This window comes from Duncaniella sp., assembly GCF_029056165.1.
Classification (GTDB): domain Bacteria; phylum Bacteroidota; class Bacteroidia; order Bacteroidales; family Muribaculaceae; genus Duncaniella.
In genome coordinates this window covers 1-12261 of the sequence record NZ_JAIDBW010000016.1, presented here as the reverse complement: position 1 = coordinate 12261, position 12261 = coordinate 1, and the positions used below count along the sequence as shown (strand labels likewise).

Annotated in this window: 14 protein-coding genes; 4 read left to right on the top strand and 10 right to left on the bottom strand. The window is 49.8% G+C overall.

Translation table 11 applies throughout. The features are described 5' to 3' along the window. Nucleotides 1-120: 120 nt before the first annotated feature. Together K2G41_RS04315 and K2G41_RS04310 are read right to left on the bottom strand one after the other, a co-directional pair. Nucleotides 121-1605: a sodium:solute symporter gene (locus tag K2G41_RS04315; RefSeq protein WP_300114960.1), complete on the bottom strand. Its 1485-nt coding sequence runs from the start codon at nt 1603-1605 to the stop codon at nt 121-123. Nucleotides 1606-1733: 128 nt separating this feature from the next. Next, nucleotides 1734-2672 carry a dihydrodipicolinate synthase family protein gene (locus tag K2G41_RS04310; protein ID WP_300114957.1) on the bottom strand — a complete coding sequence of 313 codons (939 nt, stop codon included), beginning with the start codon at nt 2670-2672 and terminating at the stop codon, nt 1734-1736. Between the two features lie 408 nt (nt 2673-3080). On the opposite strand from K2G41_RS04310, the gene K2G41_RS04305 reads away from it, so the two are divergent. Further along, nucleotides 3081-3509 carry a GNAT family N-acetyltransferase gene (locus K2G41_RS04305; RefSeq protein WP_300114954.1) on the top strand — a complete coding sequence of 143 codons (429 nt, stop codon included), beginning with the start codon at nt 3081-3083 and terminating at the stop codon, nt 3507-3509. A 30-nt stretch (nt 3510-3539) separates the two neighbouring features. On the opposite strand, the gene K2G41_RS04300 is transcribed toward K2G41_RS04305, so the two are convergent. Next, nucleotides 3540-3893: a DUF488 family protein gene (locus tag K2G41_RS04300; protein ID WP_300114951.1), complete on the bottom strand. Its 354-nt coding sequence runs from the start codon at nt 3891-3893 to the stop codon at nt 3540-3542. 99 nt (nt 3894-3992) lie between these two features. Between K2G41_RS04300 and K2G41_RS04295 the strand changes: the two genes are divergently transcribed. Both K2G41_RS04295 and K2G41_RS04290 read left to right on the top strand, forming a co-directional pair. After that, nucleotides 3993-4454: a hypothetical protein gene (locus K2G41_RS04295; protein ID WP_300114949.1), complete on the top strand. Its 462-nt coding sequence runs from the start codon at nt 3993-3995 to the stop codon at nt 4452-4454. A gap of 11 nt (nt 4455-4465) precedes the next feature. Next, a complete protein-coding gene (locus tag K2G41_RS04290) occupies nt 4466-4624 on the top strand; it encodes a hypothetical protein (RefSeq protein WP_300114946.1) in 159 nt (52 codons plus the stop codon). 9 nt (nt 4625-4633) lie between these two features. Here K2G41_RS04290 and K2G41_RS04285 read toward each other — a convergent pair whose 3' ends face one another. The 7 genes from K2G41_RS04285 to K2G41_RS04255 form a co-directional block, all read right to left on the bottom strand. After that, the gene (locus K2G41_RS04285; protein ID WP_300114943.1) at nt 4634-5116 is read right to left on the bottom strand and encodes a pyridoxamine 5'-phosphate oxidase family protein; all 483 of its coding nucleotides are present in this window, start codon (nt 5114-5116) and stop codon (nt 4634-4636) included. 127 nt (nt 5117-5243) lie between these two features. Next, nucleotides 5244-6509: an NADH:ubiquinone reductase (Na(+)-transporting) subunit F gene (nqrF, locus tag K2G41_RS04280; RefSeq protein WP_300114940.1), complete on the bottom strand. Its 1266-nt coding sequence runs from the start codon at nt 6507-6509 to the stop codon at nt 5244-5246. 59 nt (nt 6510-6568) lie between these two features. Then, a complete protein-coding gene (nqrE, locus tag K2G41_RS04275) occupies nt 6569-7186 on the bottom strand; it encodes an NADH:ubiquinone reductase (Na(+)-transporting) subunit E (RefSeq protein ID WP_300114937.1) in 618 nt (205 codons plus the stop codon). Between the two features lie 54 nt (nt 7187-7240). Continuing rightward, entirely contained in the window at nt 7241-7870 is a 630-nt protein-coding gene (locus K2G41_RS04270) for an NADH:ubiquinone reductase (Na(+)-transporting) subunit D (protein WP_300114934.1), read from the bottom strand. A 66-nt stretch (nt 7871-7936) separates the two neighbouring features. Next, nucleotides 7937-8650, bottom strand: coding sequence for an NADH:ubiquinone reductase (Na(+)-transporting) subunit C (gene nqrC, locus K2G41_RS04265; RefSeq protein WP_300114932.1), 714 nt, complete (start codon nt 8648-8650; stop codon nt 7937-7939). Nucleotides 8651-8735: 85 nt separating this feature from the next. Beyond that, entirely contained in the window at nt 8736-9944 is a 1209-nt protein-coding gene (locus K2G41_RS04260) for an NADH:ubiquinone reductase (Na(+)-transporting) subunit B (RefSeq protein WP_300114929.1), read from the bottom strand. 30 nt (nt 9945-9974) lie between these two features. Continuing rightward, nucleotides 9975-11315, bottom strand: a complete 1341-nt coding sequence (locus tag K2G41_RS04255) for a Na(+)-translocating NADH-quinone reductase subunit A (RefSeq protein WP_300114926.1) — start codon at nt 11313-11315, stop codon at nt 9975-9977. Nucleotides 11316-11668: 353 nt separating this feature from the next. On the opposite strand from K2G41_RS04255, the gene K2G41_RS04250 reads away from it, so the two are divergent. Further along, nucleotides 11669-12261 (top strand): MotA/TolQ/ExbB proton channel family protein (locus tag K2G41_RS04250; protein WP_300114923.1); only part of this gene is annotated, 593 nt, incomplete at its 3' end.

Genomic DNA, 12261 nt, shown 5'->3' with positions numbered 1-12261 from the left:
AGATTGATCCGGAGTTCATTAAGTACGCACATAATCCTTAGGATATCAATCGGATATAATAGACACAGCCGACCCGTCCACGATACAGGACAGGTCGGCTGTGATATTATTATCAATATCTCACGCTTCAGCTACTTTCTTTTCAGGCTCATTTCCCTTACCGATGAACTGGACAAGGAGAAATCCTATAAAGAATATGAGGAGCGTGCTTATGACTATACTCAGATTTATATGTACAAACGGCGATATGCCCCACCAGTCAGTGAGTTTGGTCTGGAGTGCGATAAGGATCAGTGCAGCCACACCGATGATCACACCGGGCACCACATGATGCTTCTTCGCATCCGGACAGAGATAGGCAAGAAGGAACATGCCGAGCACACCGCCTGAACAGATGCTGCTGAGTGCCCACCAAGCGTCAAGCGCATTATCGACAAGCATGAAGCACAAAGCGACACCGATACCGAGAACACCGACAGCCACACTCGCAAGGCGGAGGACCGTCACTTTACGGTCATCGCTTGCATTAGGAAATAAATGAGTATAGAAGTCGGTAAGGATGATGGTACCTGAGGATGTGACGCTCGTGGCAACAGTGCTCATGCCCGCGCAGAAGATCGAAGCGATAAGCAGGCCGACAAGTCCTACAGGCAATTCATTGATGATAAAGTAGGGAAACACATAGTCACTCTTTATCCCCTCCGGAAGTGCACCGGGGTGAACCTTATAGAACGCGAAAAGACATGAACCGATAAGGAACAGGATGAGATTGACGGGAAGTGTCAGTAGCGAACCCCAGAAGGCACTCTTGCGAGCCTCACTGAGCGAGGGAGCGGCGCAATAACGCTGGGTATAGCTCTGGTCAATGGCGAAATTGTTGAGATTGGTGAACATACCGTAGATAAGGCATACCCAGAATGTACTCTCGACAAGAGAATCACCGAAACTTCCGAGCGAGAATTTATTATTCTCCATACAGATTTTCAGAGCCTGTCCCGGTCCTTCAGGCATTCCATTGAACAGCATGACAAGACAGATGAGCGCACCGACAATCAGGATTGCACCCTGAAGTGCCTCAGTCCATATCACTGATTTCAGACCACCCTTCTGACTGTACAGGATGATACCCAAACCTGTAAAAGTAACAACAACCGGAATACTCCAGCCCATCAGCACATTCATCGGCACTGCAAGGAGGAAAAGTATAGCACCCGAACGGCATACCTGAGTGAAAAGATAGAACACGGATGCATAGAGACGTGCCCAACGTCCGAAACGTTTTTCAAAAAAACTGTAGGCACTGATACTGCCGAGCGAACGGTAAAACGGTACAAAGTAACGCATGGCAAGCAGGCCGGCCGGAAGGATGGAGAGCGTAAAGACAAACGCGTTCCAGTTACCCATGAAGGCAGACGAGCAATAACCGAGAAAAGAAATGGAGCTACAGAACGAAGCAAAAATCGAGAGTCCGACAACCCAGCCGGGCACTTTGCCGCCGCCGCGTGTGAACTCATCACTGCTCTGTTTCTTGCGGCCAAACAGATAGCCGAACAAAATCGTACCCACCGTAAAGATAAGGAAAACGATAAGGTCTATTATATTCATGGCATGAGAGGATAGGTATGGTTAAGAATATGTTGAGGTCAGAGAGTGGGATAGAGAAGAAATTTACAAATACGATATGTGTAAATAGAAATAGGGAGAGAGAAGAATGAGCGGTTAAATTTTAAACATCAGAGTATGATCTTGCCGTTTTCGATGGGCAGACGGTCAAGAGCCTCCTGAATCTTACGACGTTCGGGTTCGTTGAACTTATGGAAGGGAGCTGCAACGAAATCATCCTTGATTACACCAAGGAGCGAGCAAGCGCACTTCAGACCTTTCAGATAGCTTGAGCCGTGCTTACCGACGCTGTAGATCGACGTGCTGATCTGCATGATGATCTGCTGCAGACGCCACACTTCCTCTACGTTGCGATCCTTGGCGGCATTATACATGGCCACATAGAGTTCGGGGAACATATTTGCACCACCGTTGATACCACCGTTAGCACCGAGGAGCACACATTCGCCTGTAACTTCCTCCGGACCCATGAGAAGAGCGAAATCAGGACGATCCTTCATGGTGTACATCACAGACTGGAAGTAAGGAATATTTGCTGAACTGTCCTTGAAACCGATCACCTTCTCATTTTCGGCAATGCGATGGATCGTAGCCGGCGAGAAATTGACCTTCACGTGGCTCGGCATGTTGTAAAGGAACAGTGGGAGGGGCAGATGGGGAAGCATATCCTCATAGAACTCAGCAAGTTCAGGCTGACCGGTTGCGAAATAATAGGGAGCTGCGCTCACGACAGCAGATGCACCGCAGTCGGCAGCTACTTTCGAGAGATTGATACTCTCGACAAGCGAAGTATCGGTGATGCAGACAAGCACCGGCAGACGTCCGGCGTTGATGCGGCATGTCTCCTTGATCATTTCCTTGCGCAGACGGTAGCTGAGGCTCTGCTCCTCACCGGTCGTACCGAGAATAAAGAGGCCGTGGACACCACCGGCAATAAGATGTTCGATAAGATTTTCAAGGCTGGCCACATCAAGTGTGTCATTGCCCAGAAGCGGGGTAACCAAAGGGGGAATAATTCCGCTCAGTGGCGATTTAAAGGTTGAAGTCATAATGTTCTGAATAGTAATTTGAGCTATATGCTTGCAAAAGTAACAAATTCCAGCGGGCAATACAAGAAGTCAGACCGGAATAATTACCTCCACACCTAATAATTCTCTGATCCAACCATCCTTAAATCATCCGGACACAATCTTATCAATCTATCCGGGTGTGACATAAAGATCAGATAGCCGGATCAGTCAGCTAAAACATATAACAGATATGGATCAGCGGTAAAATTAAACATTGGTGTCCGGTAAACGTATATCACCTCAAAATAGAGATTCTTATAGGTTTGATATATCGGCTGTCCGGAGAAAAAGAATCTTTCAACTACACAATTTAAATTTACGGGACACAAATAAAAGTTTTATTGGAGAGAATATTCAGAAGTCCTGAATATTGAGTAAATTTACTGCATGAATAAGATTGTGAAATGTCAGAAATCAGATTATGCCATACTCGCCGGAATATGGGAGAGATCTGTGCGCGCCACACATGATTTCCTTACAGAAAACGACATTGAGAGCATACGCCAAGCTCTCATTCCGGACTATTTCCCAAATGTCGATATCTATGGACTATCTGTCGGTGGCTCTATAGTCGGATTTATCGGCCTAAGCGGCAACAAGATTGAAATGCTTTTCATCGATGCCGATAAGATGGGTCTCGGCTACGGATCAGCCCTCATGGCATTTGCTATGAACCGTGGAGCGACTTCGGTTGATGTCAACGAGCAGAACCCAACCGCTCTTGAATTTTATAAATCAAAGGGATTCAAGATAATCAGGCGCGACGAAACAGATGAGGCCGGGAGGCCCTTCCCCATCCTTCACCTGTCACGTTGAGCAATGCCATTTAACCCCAGCCGTCAAGTACTATTTTCCCAACAGTCCTTGAACCACCACGGCATTGTTGTGGATTTGGTCATGCGACGAGTATAGCAGAGTGACTTTCGGTTTATCGGCAATTTCAGCCTTCAGCGATTGGAAGGCCGGATTGGCTGACAACTCCGCCGCGTAACGTTGTGAAAATTCATCCCATCGGCCGTCGGGATCTTGATGAAACCACTCGCGCAATTCGGTCGAGGGAGCTATCTGCTTGTCCCAAGAATCATAATGGAATGTCTCATGTGACAGTCCGCGTGGCCATAAGCGGTCAATATATACTCTGTAACCATCGTCGGGCGATGCTGCTTCGTAAGCTCTCTTGAGTTGAATTGTCTGTTTCATAACTACTGGTGTTTTTCATATCCGGTGCCAGATATTTCCCTGTCCGGCAACCGATCTCATTCATATCAACAATCTTGGAATGACGATTGTTGATATGGCATGACACCACAATCAAACTCCATACCTACCCCGATCGATAAGGCTCTGCGACAAAATGCCTTCCTCCATAAATACATCATGGCTCTCGACCATGCACTGCTGTGGATTGCGGCACTGAGTTTTGCCGCGTTCTTCCATCTGTCGCCCGATTTTTCAAAAGCCGAGGCGTTACTCTTTTCAACACTTGTAGCCTACGGGGCATATCTGTGTGAAAGCGGACTGGAGACACTAAAGACAGCCGTATCGTCGTCACTCTATACGCTTGATTTCCGGAAAGCAGCACTATGGAAATGGATCGGCGTAAATTTTGCCGTCAACCTCGCCCTGTCGATCCTCTTCCTATCAGATCCATCATGGATCTATCTCGTACTCATCATCCTGACAGCCGGCTGGCAGAAATACATGGACGGAAGGATTCCCCCGCGGCTTCAGGCTACAAGACAGCCACTTGATATCCGATAAACTTAACCGCTATGAACGTATCACCGACATTAATGCTCATAATCGGCATCTGCGCAGGATCGCTTTTCCTCATTGTCTTCGCCGTTTCCACGATAATCACCATCCGCAACAGACGCATAATACAAGATTATGCCGAAAGATGTATCGACCGGAAGCCGGAGCGAAAGTAAATATACTGCCTACGGTTTGCGCTTGCCCACCGGGGGCTCTGAAAGCGTGATTTTCACGACGGTCGTTCTGCCGAGACTCCGCTCCACCGCCTCATCAAAATGCACCATGTACTTCGGGAGGAAACGCTGACACAACAGTCTGAGAGCTTCGATCTTTTCGGAATCGTCAGTCACAACCGAAGCCTTCCCGATAGCTACCGCTGAGTCATAATATTCCGTAAAATTATTTTTATCCTCCTCAAATTTAGGCGTACACCTGCTCACAGCCGAAAGACTCACCACAGGTTTATCCTTGATACAATCCATCTTCTCACCTTTATCCGCACAATGGAAGTAAAATGTCACATCATCCTTCCTGACAAGCGAAAGCGGCAATCCGTAAGGCGTGCCGTCGGGGCGGGTCATGCTCACGGTAACGAACGGAGCCCTATCAAAGACTTTCAAAGCCCATTCGGCTGACTGTTGCCGGGCACTCTTCCTCATCTGTCTCATAACTGATTACTCTAGATTTTGTACGATAATAAATAGCATCCTGAATAAATCTGCACCACGGAGTTATGCTTAACTGTATGAGCACAAATCCGTGGTGCAGAGTTCTTGTTAAATTAAGGTCATGATTTTAACCTCCGAAGTTGTCGTAATGGACTGATTCGGGATCTACGCCAAGATCATCGAGCATCTTGTTGACGGCCGCACTCATCGGGCCGGGACCACACATGTAGTACTCGATATCCTCCGGTTCAGGATGGTTTTTGAGATATGTTTCATAGATGACCTGATGAACGAATCCGGCGGTATATTTCACGCCGGCCGCATCTGCCGCCGGATCGGGACGGTCAAGCGCAAGATGGAACTTGAAGTTCGGGAAATCCTTTTCGAGCTGCAGGAAGTCGTCGAGATAGAACACTTCGTTGAGCGCACGCGCGCCATAGAAATAGTTCATTACGCGATCGCGTGTGTTGAGCGTCTTGGTCAGCCACATGATCTGTGCACGCAGAGGTGCCATACCCGCACCACCGCCTATCCACATCATCTCGGCCTTGGAATCGACTATCGGATGGAAATCTCCATAAGGGCCGCTCATGCGCACCTTATCACCGGGCTTGAGTGTGAAAATATAACTTGAAGCGATACCGGGCATCACGTCCTGAAATCCCACCTGAGGTTTCGGCTTGAACGGCGGAGTGGCAATACGGACGGTAAGCATTATGCGGTCACCCTCTTCGGGATAGTTGGCCATAGAGTAAGCTCGGACGGTAGCCTCCGTGTTGCGGCACTTCAGACCGAACAGACCGAACTTCTCCCACGAAGGAAGATACTCGTCGCCGATCGAAGCCTTGTCGATATCCTTATCGTAATCCATCTCGTAAGCCGGGATCTTGATCTGTGCGTATGATCCGGGGATAAAATCCATGTGTGCCCCCTTAGGAAGGGCCACGATAAACTCCTTGATGAACGTCGCGACATTCTTGTTCGATATCACCTCACATTCCCACTCCTTCACGTCGAGAACGGAAGCGGGAATTGCGATAGAGCAATCCTCCTTGACCTTTACCTGACAGCCGAGACGCCAGTGGTCCTGCTGCTCCTTACGCGAGAAGTGGACTTTTTCGGTCGGGAGAATGTCACCGCCGCCGGTAAAGACCTGACACTTGCACTGACCGCAGCTACCCTTACCACCGCAGGCCGACGGAAGGAAGATATTCTGATCGGCAAGAGTGGATAGCAGCGGCTTCCCTGACTCAGCCTCGACAACGGTATCGGAATTGATGGTGATTTTCACCTTGCCCGAATGGACAAGATATTTCTTGGCAAGCAGGAGGATCATCACCAGCAGAAGAGTGATGATAAGGAAGATGCTTACACCTGAAAGTATGGTTAACATAATCTTGATTATCTGATTAACGATGTGTGACTACTGAATGAAATCCCGTTGGGAGGAGGTCAGATCTTGATACCGAGGAAGCTCATGAAGGCTATGCCCATGAGAGCGGTCAGTATGAAAGTTATGCCGACTCCGCGTAGCGGACGGGGAATATTTGAGTAGGTGGCGATGCGCTCGCGGATTGCCGCTATGGCAGTGATGGCGAGCAACCAGCCAAGTCCCCAGCCTCCACCGGCACACACGGCCGTCCATACGCTCGGAAAATCGCGCTGCTGCATGAAAAGCGATCCACCGAGGATGGCACAGTTGACCGCGATGAGAGGAAGGAAGATACCGAGCGACGAGTAGAGCGCGGGACTGTACTTCTCGACGGTCATCTCGACGAGCTGCGTCATCGACGCGATCACAGCAATAAACATTATGAGCGACAGGAAGCTCAGATCAACATCGGCATACTCCGGACCGAGCCAAGTCAGCGCGCCAGCACTCAGCACGTAGGTCTGGAGCAGATAATTGACCGGCAGAGTCACCACAAGCATGAACGTCACGGCTACTCCAAGACCGAATGCGGTCTTTACGTTCTTTGACACGGCTATGAATGAGCACATGCCAAGGAAGTAGGCGAAAATCATGTTATCGACAAAAATCGACCTTATGAATATATTGAAATTTTCCACGTATGGTAAAATTTAGATGAGTGAACTACTAATATATTATATCTGCTTTACGCATCAGTTATCCTCCTGAAGATCCTTGTTGTAGCTACGCTGCACCCAGATGATGCATGCCACGAGTATAAGGGCCATCGGTGGGAGGATCATAAGTCCGTTGTTGACATAGCCGGCATCATAGAAGCTCTGCGGAATCACCTGATAGCCGAGGAGCGTGCCGCTTCCGAGAAGTTCGCGGAAAAAGCCGACGATAACAAGTATGATCGCATAACCGATACCGTTGCCCACCCCGTCGAGGAATGAAGGCCACGGCTTATTAGCCATCGCAAATGCTTCGAGGCGACCCATGAGGATACAGTTGGTAATGATCAGACCGATGAACACCGACAGCTGTTTGGAAGCATCGTAGGCATAAGCCTTCAGCACCTGATCGACGATGACCACAAGTCCGGCCACGACCACGAGCTGAACGATGATACGGATATTTGTCGGGATAGTGTTGCGCAGGAGCGAGATGATGACGTTGGCAAACGCGAGCACGGCGATCACCGAAACGCCCATCACTATCGCGGGTTCGAGCTTGGCGGTTACGGCGAGAACCGAGCAGATGCCGAGGATCTGCACCACCACCGGATTATTTTTTGACAGAGGATTGAACAGTACCTCTTTATTATTGATTTTCTCAGCCATGACGGATGAAATAATGGTTTTGTATGCTATAAAACTTTTGGTAACGGTTCGTTTAGTCGCAGCAGATCACTGTGCAGCCTGTGCGAGACCCTGCAGGAACTTTCTGTAAGGAGTCAGACAGTTGTCAAGCATAGCTCCGACACCCTTCGACGTGATCGTACCTCCGGAAATTCCATCTACATAATCCTCGCCGTTGAGAGGCTGCTGACCGGCCTTGACAACCGCTACCGGACGGAAATGACCGTCCTTGAACACCTGCTTGCCTTCGAACTGACTGCTGAAAGCCGGTTTTTCGATTTCCGCACCGAGACCCGGAGTCTCACCCTGATGTGCGAAATAAGCACCATAGATTGTCGAGCCGTCGCTGTCAAAAGCCACATAGCCCCAGATCGGGCCCCAGAGTCCTGCTCCATATACCGGCACGATATACTTCACAGCACCGTCGGGAGTAGTGCAGACAAACACCGGAAGCTCACGGCGGTCAGCACCGAGTTTGCTCTGCGCCGCGACATTGACATTGAATGCATCGACACCTTCCATGCGCTCACCGCGGTCATTGACCACAAACTGCTCGGTGATATATTTGTCAAACTCAGCCACAACATTCTGCTTGTCAGGAGTGATCAGGGCCGCATTGAGGATCTGACTCATCTTGTCGGCATTGACATTGTCCTGCTGGCGTCCGCGGAGCGCAAGCGACGTAGCAGCGAGAGCCGTACCGACCACCACAACGAGGACTATTATATATATTATGGTGTATGTATTGCTTTGCTTATTCATAAAACTGATTCTGAATTGAGCGTGATAGCTGTTGGATTTCGTTTTTTATGTGAGATTGTGACACATCCTCTGCATCACATTTGCGTCAGGCGGCTGTCCGTCTCTGACGGCGCATACGGCGCGACACATTAAGCTGGACTACACAGTAGTCGATCAGCGGTGCGAGAGCATTGGCAAGAAGCACGGCAAGCATCGCACCTTCGGGATAACCGTTGTTGTACGTGCGGATGAGCACCGCTACCACTCCGACAAGGAAACCATAGACATACTTTCCGGGATTCGTGCGTGCAGCCGTCACCGGATCGGTAGCCATGAAGACCGCCGCAAAAGCGAAGCCGCCAAACAGCAACTGGTCAAACGGATCGAGAAACGAAGCCGGATAGGTCGGGGTCTGGAAAACATTTGCCACCCACCCCATGAAAAGACCACCGGCAATGACACTGAGCATGATGCGCCACGACGCTATACCGGTAGCCAACAGCAGCACAGCTCCGAGAAGTATTGCCAGCGTGGATGTCTCGCCAAACGAACCGGGTATCAGTCCGAGGAAAGCATCCCAAGTGCTGATGGGATTACCCTTGAGATTGAGAAGTTCGAGATTACCACCGGTGAACGACGCTATCTGCCCCAGCGGAGTAGCACCCGAAAAACCATCGGGCAGATCGAAACCGAGTCCGCAGATGGCGCGTGATGAAACAAAGACCTTGTCGCCGCTCATCTGGGCCGGATAGCCGAAGAAGAGCACCGCACGGGTGACAAGCGCGACGTTGAAGATATTATATCCCGTACCGCCGAACACTTCCTTCACGAAGATTACGGAGAAAGCCGTAGCAACCGCGAGCATCCATAGAGGAGTCTCCACCGGACAGATCAGCGGAATGAGGATACCTGTCACAAGGAATCCTTCCTGAATCTCCTCGTGACGCCACTGGGCCACGACAAATTCAATACCGAGGCCGACCACGTAAGCCACGATGATTCTCGGAAGCACGGCAAGGAAGCCGTAGGCCATGAGCTGCCAGAAGGGAAAATCTGTAGCCCCCGCAGCCAGCCAGTTCTGATAGCCTGCATTGTACATGCCGAACAGAAGGCAGGGCATCAGTGCAAGCACCACTATTATCATCACACGCTTCGAGTCGAGGCTGTCATGGACATTCACGCCTGAAGTCGAAGTAGTGTTTGGAGTGTAGAGAAACGTCTCAAGTCCGTCGAACACGCTATGGAAAGCATGAAGCTTTCCGTCGGGCTCGAAATTGGGCTTGATTCTGTCAAGATAATTTCTTAGCGATTTCATTGTTAGGATTTTGATTCGGAGATAAGGTTTTCAGACTTCACTTCGGAGATAGTCGAGACCCTCACGGACTATCTTCTGCAACTCAAGCTTCGAAGGATCGACATATTCCGCAAGCGCGAAATCCTCCGGAGCGACCTCGTAGATGCCGAGTGCCTCCATGCGGTCAATGTCTTTGGCAAGGATAGCCTTTACCAGATATTCAGGCAGGATATCCATCGGAAACACCTTGTCATACTCACCCGACATTATCATGGCCCTCCGACCTCCGTTAATACGTGCGTCGGGCTTGAACTTACGGTTAAGGAAACGTCCGATGAACGAAGGACTGACACTCATCTTCGAAGGACTCATTGAAGCCCAGCCCATGAATTCGTCAGCATTATCGCCTTCGGGGATCACGGTTACCTGACGGTAGGGGAAACGAAGGAATCCGTCCTTACCGACGGGCACACCTGTAAGCACATTACCTGAAATCACGCGCAGGTGTTCCGCACCGGCCTGCAGCTCACCCTCAAGAACAGTCTCAAGAGCCGCACCGGCAACTGTCTTTTCTATCCTCGGAGCATTGACCTCACTGCCTGTGACAGCCACATCGACGCTCCAGTCAGCCTGACCGGTCATTGCGAGATGTCCGATGCGCGCAAGCGTGACGATATCGAGCGTCCACACGACCTCACCCTTATTGACCGGATCAATGTTGGCCATCTGCACTCCGGGATTTCCTGCCGGATGCAGGCGCGGAAACTCCACCATCTCAGCCCCTGAAAAATCGGGCAGTGAGGAACCTTGTTCTATTCCTATATATATAGGGCCGGCCGATAACTTGGAGAGAGCGCGGATTCCGGCCTCGACATCAGTGCGACGGTCAGCCACCATTTTTTCGAGCGACGGAGCGAGCGGGGCCGTATCCATAGCAGTCACCATCACTGACCGCGGCTTATCATCCGGCAAAGGCACAATATCGTATGGACGGCGGCGCATCATGGCCCACAGACCGGAGGCCATCAGAGCCTCGGTCACAGTAGCGGCATCAGCAGTATCAAAAGGTGTCATACCGGCTGTTCCGGCCGACGGATCGACCTTGACCACAACGCGCTCTATCTTGCGGCGCGCACCGCGGACCACAGCCTCGACCGTGCCCCCCATAGGAGCGACGAGCTTGATGCGTCCGTCATTTTTATCACGAAGCAGGGGTGAACCGCACTCCACCCTGTCACCCTCAGCCACATCGAGCTTAGGCAGGAAACCCGGAAAATCATCGGGCACCACAGCAACGCGGGCGGGAAGAGGAATGGCGACCGGAGCATCCGAACCCAAGCCACCGACAAGATTTAGGTTTAAACCTTTCTTTAGGTTGATAGTCCTTCTCATCCGTAATGATATGGAATTATTGATTGTACCTGTTTAATATGGAAAGCACAAAGGTAATAAATATAATTGAATATTACTTAATAAGATTTAACTGAATTAAGATTAATATCAAGCTAAAAACGTTTTTCAGCCCTCATAATTTGACCTTTAGTTCTTCCGTAGGAAAAAAAAGCGGCAAAACGTTTGCAAACACCGATTTTTCCTTTTAATTTTGCATTATCGTTTGACATCCATTTTTCGGATGGATATCTGAAATCGATACCATTTAAAGCTCACCTTAAAAACTTACCAAAGAATCATCAAACTAATAATAATAAACCAAACAAACTTAAAATCTTTAGTAATTACAAATTATGGAAGCTCAAAAGCCTAATCCCGCACAGCCCGCAAAGGCTAACGCTAACAACAAAAGCAACGTAGCCGGCATCAAGAACGCATTCTTCGTGATCCTTGCCTGCTTCGTAGTAGCACTCTGCCTCTTCATCTTCTGGTTCGGTCATGAATCACACTTCGAGGAAGGTCACCCCATCGACCTCTGGGGCACTATCTACAAAGGTGGTTTCATCGTGCCTATTCTTCAGACTCTCTTCCTTACTGTTATCGTTCTTTCTGTTGAACGTTGGATCGCCCTCTCTTCTGCAAAGGGTAAAGGTTCTATTGAGAAGTTCGTTAGCGGCGTTAAGAAATGTCTCGCTGCCGGTAACATTCAGGGTGCTATGGATCTCTGCAAAGGCCAGAAGGGTTCAGTTGCCGCTGTTGTTGCTGCCGCTCTCGTAAGCTATCAGGAAATGGACAAGAACACCGTCCTCACCAAAGAGCAGAAGGTTGCCAACCTTCAGAAGACTGTTGAAGAAGCTACCGCTCTCGAAATGCCCGCTCTCCAGCAGAACCTCCCCATCGTCGCTACCCTCACCACTCTCGGTACTCTCGTCGGTCTTCTCGGTAC

Bases quoted from the DNA above. Each gene is read 5' to 3' on its own strand.
- K2G41_RS04285 (WP_300114943.1), bottom strand. From the start codon at position 5,116: ATGAGACAGATGAGGAAGAGTGCCCGGCAACAGTCAGCCGAATGGGCT.
- K2G41_RS04290 (WP_300114946.1), top strand. From the start codon at position 4,466: ATGAACGTATCACCGACATTAATGCTCATAATCGGCATCTGCGCAGGA.
- nqrF (WP_300114940.1), bottom strand. From the start codon at position 6,509: ATGTTAACCATACTTTCAGGTGTAAGCATCTTCCTTATCATCACTCTT.
- K2G41_RS04260 (WP_300114929.1), bottom strand. From the start codon at position 9,944: ATGAAATCGCTAAGAAATTATCTTGACAGAATCAAGCCCAATTTCGAG.
- K2G41_RS04300 (WP_300114951.1), bottom strand. From the start codon at position 3,893: ATGAAACAGACAATTCAACTCAAGAGAGCTTACGAAGCAGCATCGCCC.
- K2G41_RS04315 (WP_300114960.1), bottom strand. From the start codon at position 1,605: ATGAATATAATAGACCTTATCGTTTTCCTTATCTTTACGGTGGGTACG.
- K2G41_RS04295 (WP_300114949.1), top strand. From the start codon at position 3,993: ATGACACCACAATCAAACTCCATACCTACCCCGATCGATAAGGCTCTG.
- K2G41_RS04255 (WP_300114926.1), bottom strand. From the start codon at position 11,315: ATGAGAAGGACTATCAACCTAAAGAAAGGTTTAAACCTAAATCTTGTC.
- nqrC (WP_300114932.1), bottom strand. From the start codon at position 8,650: ATGAATAAGCAAAGCAATACATACACCATAATATATATAATAGTCCTC.
- K2G41_RS04270 (WP_300114934.1), bottom strand. From the start codon at position 7,870: ATGGCTGAGAAAATCAATAATAAAGAGGTACTGTTCAATCCTCTGTCA.
- K2G41_RS04310 (WP_300114957.1), bottom strand. From the start codon at position 2,672: ATGACTTCAACCTTTAAATCGCCACTGAGCGGAATTATTCCCCCTTTG.
- K2G41_RS04305 (WP_300114954.1), top strand. From the start codon at position 3,081: ATGAATAAGATTGTGAAATGTCAGAAATCAGATTATGCCATACTCGCC.